The organism is Stappia sp. BW2, from assembly GCF_008107695.1.
Lineage (GTDB): Bacteria > Pseudomonadota > Alphaproteobacteria > Rhizobiales > Stappiaceae > Roseibium.
Map to the genome: position 1 here is coordinate 1 of NZ_VIRG01000055.1, position 18,127 is coordinate 18,127.

Genomic DNA, 18,127 nt, shown 5'->3' on the forward strand with positions numbered 1-18,127 from the left:
CCCGACGACGGCGAGGTCTTCGATGCTTCCTGTCTTCTTTGCACACATGGCTGCTTCTCCTTGTTGCGCGGTTGATCCCGGATAAGGATAACCCAACGGTGGGGAAGCAGCCGACACATCCCATTACCGGTCATTCACGCGCTAACATGCTGCTGTGGCGTAGTCCGCCGAAGCGGTCATTCTCTGCGTTGCAGAAGATGGGTGGCAGCCAGATGCCGGCAATGCGGACGTTTCGGGCATTTGCCAAATCATGTTCAGCGTCCGCTTTTCAAGATGTGGCTCACGCGCAGTGATCAAGTGTGAAACTGCGGCGAAGGTTGTTGACCTTTGGACAGCTTGTCACGGTGTGCTGTTGGTGGGGGGACCATTCCGGACGGTGTCCAAATGAGCGCGGCTACTTGGCCAAGGGGTCTGCCGGCAGGTCAGGTACCAGTTGACCAGCGTGGTTTCGCACGCTTCCAGCCGCACCTGCAGTCCGGCCGAGAACTGGTCAAATGCCTCCTGGTTCAGCACATTCACGCAGGTGAGAACAGGCACGCCAAGAGCGATGGCCTCTCCAATCACTGTGCGAAAGCCTGCGCCGGAGGCCTCTTGTTTGCCGAATTTGTTGACGATCAGCAGATCCGCATCCGGACCGAAAGATGCACCAACGCTGGCGACGGCTATCTCCAGGGCACCGCTGTCCAGTCGGCACCCGCGCGCGCCAAGGCCGAGGCTTTGCGACACCCGGATCTCCGATCCCTCCGGAAGGATTCTGATGTCCATGTCGCAGCGCTGCCCGTCGCGCCTTTCGCGGTTGACCTGAACGATGCCGTACACCCGGATGCCCGCCGCGATCAGGCGATCGGCGACATTGCTCAAGACCTTGTCGCCACCACCGCGCCCCTGGGACTGGATGTATCCTAACAGGGGCGGCTGGACCTGGATTGCCTCTAAGGTCGAGCACTTCGGTTCTCGCGTAAACGGAGTCATTTAGCGTCTCGGAACAGGATTGTCCCGCCATCGCCCGCAGCGAAATACCGGCCCGCGCCATCCACTGCGATCGCCCGCAAGCCGGCCGTTGTGCCGGTCGGGTCCATATGCCAGCGATGGCCGTCGAAACGCGCCGCTGCGCCTGCGGCGCCAACGGCCACCACGTCGGTCTCGGTCCCGGTCAGTGCCAAGAGGTCGTTGCGCGCCCGCGCCGGGGTGATATGCCATCGAGACCCGTCGAAATGGCCGATTGTGCCGGATAATCCGACAACAAAAACATCGCTCAGAGACCGCCCCCAGACGTCGAAAAGGAAATGTTCGGTTCCGGCGTTAAACTCGTCCCAGCGCTTGCCGTTCCATCGCATGACCTGGCCGAAATCCCCGACGGCCAGCAGATGCTCCGCATCCATACCCCACACGCCATAAAGCGCACTCTTGGTGCCGGATGGCATACGCTCCCAATCCACGCCCGACCAATGCAGCACAAGCCCCTCGTCGCCGACGGCAAAGATCTGCCCGCGGCCATCGGACCACATCGACAAGAGCGTGATGTCCATGAACAGGTCGAAATGCTTGCGCCAGGCCGCGCCATCGAAATGGTGAATTTCGCCCAACTGCCCCGCAGCCAGCAATCCGCCATCCGGGGCGCGGGCCAGGTCGTGAATTCCAAGCGCGCCTGCTGGCGGCAGCGCCTCCCATTTGCCGCGATCATGGGCCAGCACGGTCCCCTCCTCGCCGCAGGCAAACAGCATGTCCTGCTCGGGATCGTGCCAGATGCCCCAAAGCTGGCGGTCGGTGCCGCTCTGCATCGCGGACCAGTTCGCCGGCTCCTCGCCGGGCCGGATGGCGGGTGCGAAACAGCTCAGCGCCGCGCTGCCGCCCACCAGGAGACTGCCATAATCGCCGACCGCCATCACGTCACCTGACGGCAGGTCGACCAGGCCCAGGAGATCGTGCCCCGTGCCGCTTTGCAGGCGGTCGACATGGTCGTCGCGCAACAGATGGATTTGTCCTGCATCCCCAAGCGCCACAAGGCCTTTGCCGGTCCGCCCCAAGGCCCGGAAGCGGCTAAACTCCGTGTCGGTGAAAAGCTTTTCGAACGTCTCACCATCCCACATGACAAGATCGCCGCGAAACCCGTTCGCCTGTATGAAATAGCGGCCTCCGGCCAGTAAAACGCGCCCGTCAGGCAAGGCCATTGCGGCAGTGAAATTGGAGCCCACCGGGCAGTCCAGTGCGTGCCATGTGCCCTCGATATCGCGCATCAGCACCGTGCCATCGCCGCCAGCGGCCATCACACGCCCATCGTCGAGGCGGATCACCGCGCGCAAATGAGCGTGCGTGCCAGCGTTCTCGATCGTCCAGTCAGCCCCGTCGAAATGAAGGACCATGCCGCGATCACCAACGGCCCACGCCTGTCCGTCCGCGCCGCCGCAAATGGCGAACAGTGGGGTATTCTCCTCAACGGAGGCATATTTTCCGCCCGCGTCGACCACGCAGCCACGCATTTGGCTCCAGATCTCTCCGTCATGGTGCAGGATCAATCCCATCCAACCGACGGCCCACAGGTTTGCCCGATCTGTGCCCCAAAGCGCATGGATCGGCACGGGTGCCGGACAGGGCAGCCGGACCCAGTCTTCGCCATCGAAGTGGTTGATCGCCCCGTGATCGCCGACAACGAACAGGCCGGTTTCGTCGGCCCACCCATCCCAGAACACGTCGTCGGGGCCCGCGGAAAGTCCGTCAACCGAATACCAACCCGGTGCTGCCTCGGGGCGTGCCCCGAACTGGCCGAGGAAAAATCCCCGACGCGAAACCCTTTCAACTGATCCGTGCATCTATCCGTCATCCTCCGCCGGTTGCGTGGCCTGTTTAAGTCTGGCGGCCTCCTGGTTCAGTAGTTCCGAGAGCCCGACGCCTAGCGCATCATTTTCGGGCAATGCCGCCAACGCCGCCTGCAGGTCCGCGTCGTTCAGATTTTCGGCAAACACATCTTGCATTGTTGCGGCGACCGCCTGGTGAAAACCCTCACGCCCCAGCGCGGCGACCGCTTCGATCATCGGAGCAAAGGCGCGCGCCACCGCGGTGTCGGGCATCGCGGTCACGACCGGCTCTCCGCGGTCCGATCCCAGCGCGAGATCGGGCGAAAGGGGAATTTCGGCGATCTTGTCGATGTCGAGTTGGCCCAACGCCTCGCTAACGCCCGCATCGGGAAACAGATGAAATTCTTCGTGGCAATGCGGGCATAGCACTCCCGCCATGTTCACCACGGCTCCGACAACTGGCAGGCCCCGCTCGCGGCAAAACCGCCCGGCCTTGAGGCTGTCCATTTGTGCCACTGCCTGTGGCGACGTCACCAGAACTGCCGACACGTTGCTGCCTTCAAGCATGTCGCACAGCGTGATCAGCTCGTTGCCGGTGCCCGGGGGCATGTCGACCACCAGAAAGTCCAGAGATCCCCAATCGAAGCTGCCGATGAGATGGTGGATGAAATCATGTTTGTAGGCGTCTCGCCAGACGATCGGGGTGGTGTCGTCTTCGAGCATGAAGGCCAGTGATCCGACCTCGACCGGATGTGCGATCTCTGCGGCTTGGAAGCCATGGGTCTGCAATCCCGCTGGCGTGGTGCGGATCTTGGCGCCTGCAAAACCGAAAAACCGGCTTTGATTAGGCCCGTGGATATCTGCATCGGCCACGCCTACGCGAAATCCTTCTCGCGCCAGCCCGGCGGCCAGATTGGCACTGACCGTGCTTTTGCCAACCCCGCCCTTGTTGGCCAGCACGACGATGATCTGGTCGATCTCCTGCAGCCGGTTCTCGATCAGAACCTTGTTGTGATACGGCTTGTCGAGCGTGCAGCTGTCTTCTTTCGGGCAGAACTGGCAGGCGTGACCCAGTCCGCAATCGGTCTTGGGGCCACTTGCCTTTTCTTCAGGGGTCAGGAAATCCATGGCTTATTCCGATGCCATGTCGAGAAGGATCCAGCCGTCCGATACGCGCTTGAACCCGTCGCGCTCTTTCTCGGCTCCCTGCCAGACGGCGAAGGCCATGGGCACCATGTCCCGGTCCAGCGACACATTGTGATCGCCATCCGCCTCGATCGGGCGCGACATCACGACCGTCCATTGGTTCGGATCGCCGTCATTGTCGGAATATTGGCTTTCGCCGCTGACCGGCTGTTCGTCGAGGATCGTGGTGCTGCCGGGGCTGCCCGCCGCAAGGTTTTGCACCTCGCCCTTGTCGGAGCGCCAGTACCAGATATTCACCGGGCTGTCGGGGCCGTCTCCCATTATGTAGGATGTCTCGTCATCCCCCATGGAAAACTGCACCGCGACGCCGTCCCGGAACCGGTCAAACGCCGTTTCGGTATCTTTCGTGTCATCCACCCAGCGCAGCCGCACATAGAACCGATCCGACGTCTTGGCCAATGTCACGTTGAGATAGCTTGCCTCGGTATCGTAATTGACCCTGAGCTCCACCGATTGATGCACCGCCGGGGCCGGTAACATGGCAACGCGATATTCGGGCAGGCGTTGCCAGATGATGTCGTCCGGGTCGTTGACGTTGCGCAGGTAGATGCCGTCGGGAATGGTCGAAACTTTTACGGTTTCATAGGCCTCGATCAGTTTGATATTCGCATCTTCCACGGCTTGGGCGACAGACAGAGACGGAGTCGAAAGCATGGCCAATGCGGTCAGGGTCACGATCGTTCTTTGCATGGTGGGTCTCCTTATCCCCAGAGGTTTTGTGCCGCCGACTCGGCGGGGCCGCTGCTGGTTTTGGGCGCATCGGGGTCGTGAAACGGACCGACCCGGACCTCCAGTTCGTTGATCTGGACCGCGGCCCAGGCGCTGATGTCCTGCACGAGCTGACCGATCGTGGGGTCCAGCAACTCGACCGGATTCCGCCGCAGCAATCCGGCGACGGCCTCCAGCGTTGGACCGAGATGGCGGCACAGGAAATCGCGCTGCGCACGGCGATAGCCCGAGGCATCCTTGCCCTTGGCCAGCGCGGTCGCCTCGAAGTGGCAAAGCACCGCCATCAGTTCCAGCATGCTGGCAAGATGATCGGGCTCGTCGGTCTTGCCTTCGTCGCCGGTCGCCGCCTTCAAGCCGAAATGTTTGTAGAAGGCCGCGACATTCAGCATGAAGGAGGGCCGGGTCAGGCCCGCGAGAATGTGCTCATGCTCTCCGGCCAGCAGGGCGGCAACAGGCTTGCCCCGATCGCCGTGCAGGAAGGCGGTGATATAGCCCGCCTCGAAACTGGCGAAATCCGGCGAGACGGGCATGGCGGGCCAGGGCGCACCGGTCGTATCCGCCCAGGCGTCGCTGAAGGCCTCGTGAAACTGCCCCGAAGCCACGGCGTCGAAAAACTCCTTGGACGGATGCCCGAAGGCCAGCGCCGCCAGGCGCCAGATGCGTTCCTTCGCCCGTGCCCTTTGCGGGCTGTCGCCCATCGGAGGGCGTGATGATACCGCGACCGACATCAGCTTAGCTTGAACATTTCGGCGTGACGATAGCCGATCAGCGTGTCCATCAACTCGCTCTCGCCGCCCTCGGCCTTCTTGGCGCGTTCGGCGGTGATCGTTTCCAGTGCCGCGCTGACCCCGTCACCGAACAGGCTTTCGAGATAGTCCAGCGGAACGCGGGATTCGGCGGTTGCGCCTCCGGCCTCGTCGATTTTCGGCGGCGACAGGGGCGGCACGTAGAAGACGTTGGGTTGTGTCCCCATCTCGGGGTAGAGCGGCAAGGCGACTTTGTATTTATCTACCAGCGTGTGGATCGGCCCGTCCTTGTCGTCGCGATAGCCAATCCAGCGGATCCGGCCGACGCATTGCTTGGCACAGGCGGTTGGCAGGCCCTTCTCGATGCGCGGATAGCAGAAGATGCATTTCTCGGATTTCGAGATCTGCTCGTTGAAATAGACCTTCTTGTAGGGGCAGGCTGAGACGCAATAGCGATATCCACGGCAGCGCTCCTGGTCGATCAGGACGATGCCGTCTTCCTGACGCTTGTAGATCGCGTTGCGCGAACAGGCGGCCAGACAGGCTGGATTTGCGCAGTGATTGCACAGCCTCGGCAGGTAGAAATAGTATGAGTTCGGATAGTCGCCCTCACCCTCGTCCTCGTCCCAGTTCGCCCCCCATGTCGGTTTGACATTGGGGCGCAGCCACGGGTCCGTGCCGGTCATAAGGGCTTCTTCGTAATTGTACTCCCAGGGAATGCCATAGTCCTCGGCGCTGGGTTCTTTTCCCAGGCGTAAAGCGCCGTCCTCGTCGAACCCGCCGCCCATCTCGTGAAAGTTCTTCGGATACCCGGTGCCGGGTCTGGTCTCGACATTGTTCCAGTACATGTATTCCCGACCGTTGCGGTTGGTCCATTGCAGTTTGCACGCGGATGTACACGTGTGGCACCCGATGCATTTGTTCAAATCCAGAACCATGCTCAGCTGACGTTTCACGGCCATGTCTTATTCCTCCCTCTCACGCGGCTCTTAAGCCGGCTCCACGTCAACGCCGCTTTCATGCGCGAGCTGGTTTGCATTCCATTTGAAAAGCTTGAAGCCCAGGTGCCCCCATCCGCCCGCCAGTTCCAAAGGCTGGATCAGCGTGGCCATGGTGTTGTTCATCGGCTTCCACTGTTCGTATTGATGCGGCTCCCACCCGTGCTCCATCATGATCGAGGTTAGCGGCAGGCTGGGATAGAACTTAGCCTGCGCGAAAAACTCGCCCGCGCTGTTGAAAACCCGCACCTTCGAGCCGTCCGTGATGCCCTTTTGCGCCGCCAGTTTCGGGTTGATGTAGATGTTGGGTTCGCCCCGCTGCAGCCGCAGCATGAACTTGTTCGACCGCCAGTTGGAATGGATGCCCCATCGCGTGTGCGGCGAGTAGTAGTTCAGCGGGAAGTTCGATGCTTCACTGCCGGCGTGATGCCGCGCAGTGGGCACCATCGCGCCCAGCTTCTCGAATGTCGGGTGGTCGCAATAGAAGGTAACACGCCCCGTGAGGGTGTCGTACGGCTTCTTGTTCTCGGTCTGTGCCACGAACGGGCGATAGGGCTCGTCCACCGGGATCGGCTGGTTGTTGCCCCCCTTGGCATTCATCACGATAAAGCCCCGTTCGGCGGCCTCTTCCAGAGAGACGCCGCCCATTTCGGGGCTGTTGTCGACGAGCCACTTGGTGGCGTCGTAGTCGGTCAGGAGCGTTTGGTTCATGGTGTAGTCGTCATGGATCGTATGCAGATCGCGGGTGACGTCGCCATCCTGGTACCCCTCGATCCCGCGTGCGATGGCCCGCTCCTGGATCTTGCGGGTCAGCAACTCCATGATGTCCCAGTCCGGCTTCGCTTCGCCGATCGGTTCGACAGGCCTGGAGAACACGTTGATGAAGCGGTGGAAGCCGACCCCGCGCAGATCCCAGGCCTCGTAGTGGCTGGCGGCGGGCAACAGGTAGTCGGCCCACTGCGCCGTGCTGTCCATGCGCACGTTGATGTCGACGAAAAGCTCCTCGACCTCTTCAAGGATGCGCTCGCGGTACTTGTCGACGAACTTGTTGCGCCGGAATTTGTTGTCCGCGATCGAGATCAGCCCCTTCATATCGCCGTTGTAGGGCATCCACCCTTCGCCGATACTCTCGTTGATCATCTCTTCCATCTCGTCGATGTTGAACCCGACGCGCTCTTTCAGCTTGTCCGCGTCGTAATATTTGCGCGCGTGCTCGATCATGTGGCCGCGCTGGAATTCGCCCAGACCGCCGGGCTCCAGCCTTGGTAGCTTTTCGAACCCGTAAAGCGCCAGTTGCAGCCATGCGCTATGGTTCCAGTCGACCCAGGAGGTGTCCATCCCGCCGGTCTTGCCGCCATGCCCGGTCAGCGCCAGCATCAGCGCCTGCGCCCAACCGGTGTAGATGCCGTTGGAATAGCGCCCGACATTGAAGCCCAGCATCAGGATCGCCTTTTTCGCCTTGGAAAAATGACGCGCCTCGCCCCGCACGGTGTCGGCGGCGATGCCGGTGATTTTCGCCGTGGATTCGGGCGTGTAATTCGCCGCTTCGGCGCGAACTTTTTCAAAGACCGTGGTGACCTCGATCCCCTCGACCGTGAAGGTGCCTTCAAGCGCCGGATCGACGCCATCAAGTGCGATGGTCTTCTCCTCCGACGCCATCGTGCCCCTGAGCATCACGGGGGCACCGGTGTTCAGGTCCCAGTGATAGAAGTTCTGGTCCGAGCCGCCATCGACCAGGTCGGCTTCGCGCAGCAGCTTGCCGTTGTCGGTGCGGACCAGAACCGGTAGGTCGGTCTGCTCCTTGACAAAATCGGGTTTGTAGAGGCCCTCCTCGATGATCACATTGACCATCGACATTGCCAGGAACGGGTCGGTGCCCTGTTTGATCGGCATCCACAGATCGGAGTGGATCGACGACGGATTGTAATCCGGCGCCACTGAGACTATGCGGGCGCCGTTATACTTGGCCTCCCACAGGTAATGCGCATCGGGGATCCGTGTCACACTGGGGTTCAACATCGACATCATGATATAGTCGGCGTCGAACCAGCCATCCGAGGTGAAGCTTTCCAGCGGGTTGCCATAGGCCAGATGAGCGCCGGTGTTCAGGTCGCCCACATCGGTGAAGATATCCAGCTGCACGCCGCCGACCAGCGAGGCAAAACGATAGGGCGCCGCAAACCGGACCATCGACTGGCTGCCCGACCCGGTATGGGTCATCAGCTTTCCGGGTCCGTATTTCTCGAAGATGTCGATCACCTTGTCGGCAATCTCTTCGGTGATATCGTCCCACTCCATGCGCTGCCATTTGCCCTCGCCGCGCTCGCCCACCCGTTTCATGGGGTAACGCAGGCGATCGGCCTCATACATGGCTGCGGAATGGATCGAGCCCTTCTGACAGCCGCGGGGGTTGGCGTCGGGGACGTTGGGGTTGATTTGCGGATACTTCGCCAACTGCTCCTCGCGGATGACGATGCCGTCCTTGACGTAAATATCAAAAGCGCAATTGCCGATGCAGTTGATGCAATGCGCCGCCTTGCCGATCTTGTCCCAGGTGAATTCCCGGCGATAGAGATCTTCCCAATCGCGATAGGGATATTCCTCGGCCAGAGTATCTCCGATGGGTTCAAGCCTGTTCAAGGACCATGCCTTGTTCGCGGCCAAAACGCCGGCACCGGCAAGTGATGACGTTTTCAGGAACTCACGACGCTTCATGCGCAGCATGTTCATCCTCCCTATGTCTACGCGCCCAGTTCTGTGGGTTGATTATTGAAAGACAGGATAGAGGAGGAGCCGCCGCCAAAGGCTGCAAAGTTGTTACTGGATGTAAACGAGATGTAAACAAACAACGTCACGGGTTTGCGAAAACAGGATTTAGTGGTCTTATTGCGATCAAGCGTTGCTTCTTGGGGAGGGCCTACGGGTCAAGTTGCAGATGCCGACAGACATGCAAGCAGACACGCCGCCCGGATTCGGACGCAACAGTAGTAACGATGCGCTGACAGACTTTCTGCAACAGCGCCTCGACCGCTTGGTCGATCAATCCATCGAAATCGCCAAATCAAACGGCTACGCGCCCTTCACCACGACGATCCGCGCCGCATGGGTCGAGGCGATTGTCAGTGTCACCAATGCCCTTGGGACGTATCTTGCCAGCAGCGACGATGCGCCGAACGGTCCTATCGCGACGCTTGATTATGCGTCGGATCCACGATTTTCCCGCATGCGCCTCATCGCCCGGATGCATCGATCTCAAGGCATCACGCTCCAGATGTATCTCGGCTTGTTCAAGCACTTCCGAAACCTCTACGTGTCCGAACTTGCCCGGTTACCCGGCGGCGTGACTGCCCAGGAAGCGTCCCGTGTTCGTGATTTCTTCGACCACTGCGAGCTCAGTATCAGCGCGGACTGGCACGACAACAACGACAACCGGCGCCTACGTGAACTGCAGGAGCGTTCCCGCGCCATCACGCTGGACAAGGACCGGTATTTCGCCGTTTTTGAAAGCCTGCGGAATGCTGCATTTCTTCTGGATCACGGGGGCAATCTGGTGAATGCGAACCAGGCGGCCGCGGGATTGTTTCTTGGCCGCGACGCGCAGGCTGGCGATATCATCTATCTTCGTTCCATGCGGCGTCGCAAAAGTTCGCTGCAGGCGGTCATCGACAAGATCATGGAAAACACCGAAGCGTCGGAAGACCCGGTTTGGCTGGACACGCTGGACGGGCCGCGCTGTTTCGATGTCCGCACTCGCACACTGCACGATGCGGTAGAGAATACCGCACTGGGTCATGTGGTCCTGTTGAATGACGTCACTGCGCACATGCGCGATGCAGAGGAAGCCAAGCAGTCAGAGCGCGGTATGTCACGGTTTCTGGCAACGATGAGCCACGAAATACGCACCCCCCTGCACAGTGTGCTGGGCGCAGTTGAACTTTTGCGCACTGCGGATCAAGCAACTTCGGAAACCTTTCTCGACGTGATCGAAGGTGCGGGGAAGGCTTTGCTGCAGACCCTCAACAACGTGCTGAATTACTCAAAATTCGAAAATGATCCACCCGTGCCGCGCCCGACAGACACGGATCTGTTCGAAGAAATTCGTGTCTATAGCCGGATAGCGATCATCGGTCGAAATGTCGCCCGGACACCGCTTGAATTCGACATTGGCGTCGATGTTCCAAAATCGGCGTATGTCGACTGGGGCATGATCCAGCAGGTTCTAAGCAATTTGGTGTCGAATGCGCAAAAGGCGGATAACGGCGAAGGGGTCGCCGTTGCGATCCGGCGCATTGCAGCCGAAGCTGGCAGGGAAGCTCTGCGTTTCGAGGTACGCGATCATGGGCCGGGCTTGCCAGAGCATGCCGCGACAGCCCTGTTCCGGCCCTTCGAGAACACCACCGCGCGCGATACCGGCAATGGCGGTTCAGGTTTGGGATTGGCGATCTCGCACCATCTGGTCGACGCCATGGCGGGCCGGATCGGGTATGAAAACCTCGAGAAGGGCGCATTGGTGTGGTTCGAAGTGCCGCTTTTCCATGCCGAAACCCTGGATCCGACCGGCCCGCGATCTCAGAGCCATACGACCGGCAAATTGCCGAACGCACAGTCCTGCATGCTGGTCGATGACGACCCTATCGGCGCCAATGTGACTGCCCACCAATTGGAACGTATCGGACTGAAGGTCACCCGCGCTGCATCCGTCAAGGAGGCAAAGCATCATGCGGCTGAAGCCGAGTTTGACGTCTATGTGGTCGATTACCTTTTGCCCGATGGCGATGGTCCGACACTGATTCAATATCTGCAAGAGCGGACAAGCCGGCAGGCCAAGTTCCTGGCTTTAACGGCCAATGTCGATGCGCTGGTCGGGCGATCGACAGGGTTTGACGAGGTTCTCGCCAAACCGGCCGGTCAGGTCAGCCTTTCGTCGGCCATTTTCGGATTGGGTCCGCGAAGCTTTTCAACCGGTCCGACAGGCCACGAGGAACCCGAGAGTCTGCAGGGTCTCGCGCCCGGAACCGTCCAAGCGATGATCGACGTGTTCGCATCCAACTGGTCGGACTTTCGCCGGCAATTGCGGGCCGCCGATACCCCACGGCGTGTGCTGACATTGTCCGCGCACCGGCTTGCCGGTAGTAGCGCGATCCTGGCGCTGCCGGAATTGGAATCCGCCCTGCGCAATCTCGAAGCCGACGGCAACGACAAAGACAAGCCCGTCAATCTGGCTACACATCGTTCTCTGCTCGACCGGGATCTGGCGGAAATTCCGTCCTGGCGACGGTTGAATGCGGCATGGGCTGCGGAATGACCAGCCCGACGCATCATGTCCGTCCACGGTCAGAGGCCAAGAGAGCCTCTGTTCTTTGCATCGATGACGACCCGATTGTGCAGCTGATGCTCGAGGATATCATCGCCGGTGCCGGTGCCGACTTTGTCATTGTCGGATCAGCGCGCGAGGCCGAAGACGTCCTGGCAGACACCCATTTCGATCTGGTCCTGCTCGACCGGTGCCTGCCGGACAGTGACGGCCTTTTGTTGCTGAACGCGATCAAAAGCGGAAGTGACTGCCCGGTCATAATTCTCAGCACGATGGATGAATCGCGAGACAAGATTCTCGGGATCGGACTCGGCGCCACCGAATATGTGACCAAACCGTTTAATACACTTGAACTGAGCAGCCGAATAAAGCAATTGCTGATAGCTCATTCCAATGAAGACACCCCAGGTGAGTACGGTGTTTTCGAGATCGCCGGTATGACATTCGACCCGCGCAGCCGCAGGCTCGATACCGACGGCCACCATCTTATTCTGGCACCTGCCGAAACGCGACTGCTGCATACCCTCCTGTTGAACGAAGGACAGATGCAAACGCGGGATCAGCTGTCACAATTCACCTGCGGGCGCAATTGGTCCCCGGGCGACCGCACCATCGACGTGCTGATAAACCGCCTTCGCGGCCGTATCCGTTCGCTCCCGGTTGAGATCGTGACGGTTCATCGCGCGGGTTATATCCTTGTTGCCAAAGGTAAAGAGACCCCGGAGAAATAGCCGAATTCGGCAGACAACGCGTAATTCTCAGCGCGCGAACACCGCAAACGACCGAAACGGAGATGCTTAGCAGTTGTCAGCCTGGCGATGCTGAAAGTCCATGGTGTTTTCGTTGGTGCGTCGGAGCTGCCAGCAGGCGGTCGTGTTCGGGTGGTCAGGTCACTTGAGCGGGCATTTGTTGGTAGTTACTCCCTGGAGGCGTGTCAGGGTGTCGCTCGTGAATGTCGCGGGTTAGGGTGGCTATGGGGCAGCGCAGTTATTGAGGGGAATTATCGACGGCGTTGCTCATCCAGTTCACGAAGGCTTCCAGGCGTTCTGCGAAACACTCGGGCATTGCATCGGGCTCTTGAGCCTGCTTCAGAAAGTAATGCAACTCATTGCCATGCGTGGGGAACAGGCGCTGAAGTCTGCTGACATGTTCTTGAAGCGTGTCTGGCCAGTCGTGGTCGGTTTCCTTCCGCAGCATATTGGTTGACCGTATCAACTTGCGGGACGCTTCTCTCATCAGGCGCCCACAGTCGGACGCCGGTCCGGATGCCAAAAGCAATCTGCGATACTTTTCCAGCACCTCCTGAAAGTCGCCATTCACCGCGATTGCGAGCGTCCGGGACGGGCGGAACAACGGTACGCCTTCCGCCAGATCCACGCCTGCGATGCAGCGGCAGTGATGTCTGAGCCAATAGCGCCATGCCAGACCTGACCCCGCCGACAACACATCCCGCAGCAGGCCGATGTCGAAATCGACTTTGCTGACGATCGGGTGAGCCGCTTCAAGTTCACGCCGCGTGGATTCGATACGTTTGCTGTCGCGCTCCGATGGCAGGCCGTTCAGGATCAGAGACAAGTCCAGATCGGAGCGCCCGGCAACGGCTTTTCCGGTGGCAACACTTCCATAGACATAGACGCTATGGATCAACGGGACTGTTGAAGGGCAAAGGCGGGACTGGACGTCCTGCATCAAGGGGCTGAATTCATCCTGAAAAGGATGCGTTTCCACCACATCAATGAAGCCATGCCGGTCTACGCTCATCGCATGCCCACCTTGCTGACATGGTGCTTGGCTGACCTGCCTTGCACATCAGCTGGCGTCATTCGTGCATCAGCCAACCGCTGAGAGGCGAATGGACCAGCGCCAATCAATCGCATGCTGACGTTGGCAGAAGACCCCGGAAGTTTCATCCGGGCTGATCGGGTGTTAGCCGTTCCGCCAGAATGTTCCATACGCGTTTTACCCTTGGTGTCTTGTGGAGCGCTTCATGAGCTGCGAGCCAGATGGGGAGGGTTGGCAGATCAGGCTGAAAGGGCAGCCTTTGGACCGTCGGGTCCACGTCTCCGATGACCGTTTGCATGGCGCCGATGCCGCATCCCGCGCGAACGAGTTCCCAGTATGTGGACTGTTGATCACAGCGGACGCCAAAAAAATGCCTGTCCAACCTGAGGCCCAGGTTGCGCATTTGCTGCAGGATCATATCGGAACGATCAAATCCCACAAAGGGGATGGTTGTCAGCTCCTCAAGGGTTTCCGGGGTGCCATGTCGATCAAGGACACTGTGGGCGGCGTAAAGCGCTATGGGCTGGTCGGCGATTTTCCGGGCCACAACGTCCAGCTGGGTAGGCCGGAACATGCGGACTGCAATGTCGGCCTCGCGGAACATCAGGTTTTCGGTGGTGTCGGAAGGGACCAGCTCGATTTCGATGTCTGGCTCCCTGCGTCGTATCTCGGCGATGATCGGGGGCAGCAGGTAATGTGAGACGACGACACTTGCCGTTATGCGCACAGTGCCGGCAACGGCGGCGTCCCGACCCGCGGCCTGCGTGGTCAGACGCGCATAAGCGTGTGCCATCTCGCGGGCAGGCTCCAGCAGCGACAGCCCGGCTTCCGTCAGTTGGAGGCCGCCTGCGCTTCGAACGAAGAGATCCGTGCCAAGTGCCATCTCGACAGCCTTGATATGCCGTCCGAGTGTTGGCTGGCTCTGTCCGGTTTTTCTTGCCGCCGCTGACAGGGAGCCGGTCTCGGCCACCGCGAGCAACGATCGTATATAGCTCCAGTCAAGAGTTTCTGTCAGCAGGGTCATTCAATAATGAATAGCTCATATGGGAATTTGTGCAATTCCATTTCATTTATGACTATCTAGCTTGTTGCCCAGTCATTCAACACCGGCTGGAGAAACACATGTCTGGAACTGTATTGATATTGGGCGCATCCGGAAAATTCGGTCGGCACAGCGCTTTGGCGTTTGAAGAGGCGGGGTGGACCGTCAAACGGTTTCAGCGCGGCAAAGACAATCTGGAGGATGCCGCGCAAGGATGCGACGTCATCCTCAACGGGTTCAATCCGCCCAATTACCACGACTGGAAAACGATCTTGCCGCAAATCACCCGGGAGGTGATCGGGGCTGCACGGGCAAGCGGCGCGGCCGTTATTCTGCCGGGAAATGTCTATCATTTCGGGGATCAGGGTGGTGTCTGGTCGGCGCGTACGCCGGCCAATCCCGTCAGCCGGAAGGGGCAGATCAGGCTGACCATGGAACGGGACTACGCGCAAAGCGGTGTTCAAACCATTGTGCTGCGCGCGGGAAATGCAATCGACCCCGACCGGCAGGGATGCGTGATGTCTCTGATCTATCTGAGAGAGATTGCGAAAAACAGAATTACGCTCCCCGGCCCGGCGGAGACACGGCAAGCGCTGTGCTTTGTGCCGGACTGGGCTCGCGCTGCGGTTGCTCTGGCGGGAAAACGTCACGAGTTGTCGCAGTTCGAGGATATTCCGTTTGAAGGCCATACGCTGACGGCACAGGAGATCAAATCCGGTCTTGAACGTATTCTGCAACGAGACCTGCAATTTGTCCGGTTTCCGTGGTGGATGTTTTCATTGACCGCGCCTTTTTGGGAACTGGCGCGGGAACTGAAAGAGATGCGGTATCTCTGGAATACAGATCACGCGCTGTCCGGGGAGCGGCTGCAAGAGGTGTTGCCGGATTTCACCGTTACGCCTCTGGATGATGTATTGCGAAGCTCGCTTCCATAATCAGGCGGATAGACGCTCTTTGTTCATTGCTCAGCACCCTGGTGAGTGTCAGGTGACGGTGGTATGTCCGCGCCCGCCTTGCGCAGGCCGTCTACGATGTGCAGTTGATCTTTGCGGCGAATATTTCTGATCGAAAGTTCCTGCCACACATTTGGAATGAACGCGGGTGCTATACGCTTGAAGTTGGCAAGGGCCGCTTCGGCGTCGTCAATGCGGCCCATCTGGGCGTAGGTGATTGCGGCAATCCCGTAATAGGTCGGAACCTGGGTTGCGTCGGAGCGTTCAATGGCATTGGCGGCGCAGGAATAGTCTTCCTGCATGTAGCAAATGATGGCGAGAATTCCCTGATAGAAACTGTCTTTGCCAGGATTGAGAATCGAAGCGCGCTCGATCAGGTCCCGCCCGCGTTCCATTTGCCCTGACAGCCCGAAGAGTTGCCCAATCTGACCGAGCATGTCGCTGTCATTGGGATTGAGCGCAACCGCCTGTTCAGCAAAGCCATAGGCCTCATTCGGGTTGCCGGTGAAAAAGAGTGTTGTTGCGAGCGCCTGCAACGCTCGGACGTTTTCAGGATCGGTGCTTACGGCGCGCCGGGCAGCCTCGACCGCCCTTTTTTCGGCGCCTGGGCGCTGGGTGAACCCAAGCCTGACCTCATCGATATAAATATGTGCGAGCAATGCCCACGCGGTTGCGTAGAGCGGGAATTGGCTGACCGTGCTTTCGAGGCACTCTCGCAACTCGCTGTGGGTTTCTGGTTCTGGTCTGTCTCGGTAATTGTAGTAGCGGAGACTGCAGTAATATGCCTGCAGATCGTCAGGTGGCCGGTCTCGCCACAGGCCGGCTTCTTCGCTGAAGACAATGCCATGCGGCTGCGCGATGGCACCGGCAACGGCACCAGCGGTTTCGGTGGGAATTTCGAACAAGGCCTCGGCAGTCAGCTCATATTCATAGGTCCGGGACCAGATAACCGCTTGGGTTGCGGTGCCTATCAGGCGGACGCTCACCCGAACGCTTTTGGTGTCTGTTCTTGCGCTTCCTTCGATCAGATAGTCGGCCCGCAGGCTCTTGCGCAGGCTATCGACGTCTTCGTTCGCGACAGATCTCGATGTCTGGACACCGAAGACAGCAATCTCCTTGAAGTGTGAAAGGGCTCCAACAAGTTCATCGGTTATGGCTGCCGCATAGAGTTTCGAAGCATCGTTGTTGCCAATATCGGAAAATGGAAGCACCAGGACCTTCGGCCCGAGAGGTAACGAAGTGACACCAGTTTCCTCGTCAGTTGAATAATACCCCAGCCAAACCGCAAATGTACCTGCCAGGAAAACCAGCAGGACCAAGAGCGAAATCACCCGGTATCTTGTGTTGGTGCCATTTGTTTTCTCGATGGAAACAGGTGTTTCTGTCGTCCTCTGATAGCTGAAGGCCGGAACATAACTGCCTTTGGGAATTTCGATCAAAATCGGTTCGCTTCGGCCTGACAAAAGATAATAGCGCTCGAGCGCACGTCGCAACCTGGCCGCCTCGATGCGAACGACCGGGTCACTTTGAGGGTCAAAGGAATCGTCCCGGCCAAAGACGTCGACTGCCACCGTGAATGCCTTGATACCCTCTTCGCGGCCCGCAAGTGTTTCCTCGACGACGTAGCGGAGGAAATCCGCAACACGGTCCGGAACGGTGAAGTCCGGGCTCTTCAGGATCTTGTCAATCGCAGATTGAATCTCTGCTGCTGAGGGGGAGTCACCAGTCTGCATTCAATCTCCTCCCACGCAAAGCCGTACCCGACGCGACGTTATCACGAGCTTGGTATTTATATCTACCTGCAGTAGTTGCACGTATCCGGTGACACTTTCGCGTAGGCTCCATGTAACCTCCCCTCCGACAGGTGTTTCAACAGCTTCGTATTCCCTAGGGTCAACCTCCAGGGGTTGAACATCTGGAAGGATGTCGGGGAGCAAAAAAGGCCGGGAGCTGCCTCGGAACGCTTCCCGTTTTGACAGGGGGGGCCGGCACAACCGGCGCACAACAACGAAGCGTTTCGCGGAATTCAGCAAGGGCCTCGCCGAGGCCAGCCAATACCCCCCCAAAACACAGATCGGGCGAGCGCATGCTCGATGATGCCAGATCAAACGCCTGAGACGGCCGCGGCTCGCGTCAAAGGTGCGTTCCCAAGGAAGAGTGCCCCAGCACCTGGCCGGGGAGGCCGTGCAGTGAAAGGAGATAGTTATGCTCAATATTGGAAGATCGACACTTCACAGAGTTCGAAAACTCATCACGCCGGCGGTCGTCGCGGCGTCGATGGCAACGTCCGCAGCTCATGCATTGACGCAAGATGAAGCCAATGCCATTGCGACGGAAGCCTACGTCTATTTCTATTCGCTTGTTACAATGGATCTGACCCGTCAGCAGCTTACCAATGTGCCAGCTGGCGGATCGTCCTATGGTGGTCCGCAAAATGTCCGTCGTCAGGTAAATTGAGACATCAAGCGGCCTGACTAAAGGAGGGTCTGGCACATCTGGGTTTCAGTTAAGCAGCGGATTTGGCGTGCTGCAAGCGCCGCTGTTTCATGGTCCTCCTCTTGA

14 protein-coding genes are annotated in these 18,127 nt (G+C 59.2%); 4 read left to right on the forward strand and 10 right to left on the reverse strand.

Going from position 1 to position 18,127, the window contains the following annotated elements; translation table 11 throughout:
• Positions 1-339 precede the first annotated feature (339 nt).
• From FMN63_RS06660 to FMN63_RS06690, 7 genes are read right to left on the reverse strand one after another with little or no spacing between them, the layout of a single operon-like run.
• Positions 340-972 carry a DUF2478 domain-containing protein gene (locus FMN63_RS06660; RefSeq protein ID WP_148583183.1) on the reverse strand — a complete coding sequence of 211 codons (633 nt, stop codon included), beginning with the start codon at positions 970-972 and terminating at the stop codon, positions 340-342.
• Positions 969-2,810 carry a beta propeller repeat protein gene (locus FMN63_RS06665; RefSeq protein ID WP_209000982.1) on the reverse strand — a complete coding sequence of 614 codons (1,842 nt, stop codon included), beginning with the start codon at positions 2,808-2,810 and terminating at the stop codon, positions 969-971. Before FMN63_RS06665 ends, FMN63_RS06660 begins: the two co-directional genes overlap by 4 nt.
• Entirely contained in the window at positions 2,811-3,923 is a 1,113-nt protein-coding gene (locus FMN63_RS06670) for a P-loop NTPase (RefSeq protein WP_148583184.1), read from the reverse strand.
• A gap of 3 nt (positions 3,924-3,926) precedes the next feature.
• A complete protein-coding gene (locus FMN63_RS06675; protein ID WP_148583185.1) occupies positions 3,927-4,691 on the reverse strand; it encodes an ethylbenzene dehydrogenase-related protein in 765 nt (254 codons plus the stop codon).
• 11 nt (positions 4,692-4,702) lie between these two features.
• Positions 4,703-5,428, reverse strand: a complete 726-nt coding sequence (locus FMN63_RS06680; RefSeq protein WP_148583186.1) for a molecular chaperone TorD family protein — start codon at positions 5,426-5,428, stop codon at positions 4,703-4,705.
• A gap of 29 nt (positions 5,429-5,457) precedes the next feature.
• Positions 5,458-6,438: a chlorate reductase subunit beta gene (gene clrB, locus FMN63_RS06685; RefSeq protein WP_148583187.1), complete on the reverse strand. Its 981-nt coding sequence runs from the start codon at positions 6,436-6,438 to the stop codon at positions 5,458-5,460.
• A gap of 27 nt (positions 6,439-6,465) precedes the next feature.
• Complete coding sequence (locus FMN63_RS06690) at positions 6,466-9,198, reverse strand: molybdopterin-dependent oxidoreductase (protein WP_148583188.1); 2,733 nt, start codon at positions 9,196-9,198, stop codon at positions 6,466-6,468.
• A gap of 223 nt (positions 9,199-9,421) precedes the next feature.
• On the opposite strand from FMN63_RS06690, the gene FMN63_RS06695 reads away from it, so the two are divergent.
• Both FMN63_RS06695 and FMN63_RS06700 read left to right on the forward strand, forming a co-directional pair.
• On the forward strand, positions 9,422-11,779 hold the full coding sequence (locus tag FMN63_RS06695; protein WP_209000983.1) for an ATP-binding protein: 2,358 nt from the start codon (positions 9,422-9,424) through the stop codon (positions 11,777-11,779).
• Positions 11,776-12,519, forward strand: a complete 744-nt coding sequence (locus FMN63_RS06700; RefSeq protein WP_209000984.1) for a response regulator transcription factor — start codon at positions 11,776-11,778, stop codon at positions 12,517-12,519. Before FMN63_RS06695 ends, FMN63_RS06700 begins: the two co-directional genes overlap by 4 nt.
• A 256-nt stretch (positions 12,520-12,775) precedes the next feature.
• Here the strand turns inward: FMN63_RS06700 and FMN63_RS06705 are convergent, their stop codons facing one another.
• Both FMN63_RS06705 and FMN63_RS06710 read right to left on the reverse strand, forming a co-directional pair.
• Positions 12,776-13,549, reverse strand: a complete 774-nt coding sequence (locus tag FMN63_RS06705; protein ID WP_148583191.1) for a nucleotidyltransferase domain-containing protein — start codon at positions 13,547-13,549, stop codon at positions 12,776-12,778.
• Positions 13,550-13,694: 145 nt separating this feature from the next.
• The gene (locus tag FMN63_RS06710) at positions 13,695-14,594 is read right to left on the reverse strand and encodes a LysR family transcriptional regulator (RefSeq protein WP_148583192.1); all 900 of its coding nucleotides are present in this window, start codon (positions 14,592-14,594) and stop codon (positions 13,695-13,697) included.
• 98 nt (positions 14,595-14,692) lie between these two features.
• Between FMN63_RS06710 and FMN63_RS06715 the strand changes: the two genes are divergently transcribed.
• On the forward strand, positions 14,693-15,547 hold the full coding sequence (locus FMN63_RS06715) for a Rossmann-fold NAD(P)-binding domain-containing protein (protein WP_148583193.1): 855 nt from the start codon (positions 14,693-14,695) through the stop codon (positions 15,545-15,547).
• 23 nt (positions 15,548-15,570) lie between these two features.
• Here FMN63_RS06715 and FMN63_RS06720 read toward each other — a convergent pair whose 3' ends face one another.
• Positions 15,571-17,298: a tetratricopeptide repeat protein gene (locus FMN63_RS06720; protein WP_148583194.1), complete on the reverse strand. Its 1,728-nt coding sequence runs from the start codon at positions 17,296-17,298 to the stop codon at positions 15,571-15,573.
• 472 nt (positions 17,299-17,770) lie between these two features.
• Here FMN63_RS06720 and FMN63_RS06725 point away from each other — a divergent pair, with 472 nt between their 5' ends.
• On the forward strand, positions 17,771-18,022 hold the full coding sequence (locus tag FMN63_RS06725) for a hypothetical protein (protein ID WP_148583195.1): 252 nt from the start codon (positions 17,771-17,773) through the stop codon (positions 18,020-18,022).
• Positions 18,023-18,127: the final 105 nt, after the last annotated feature.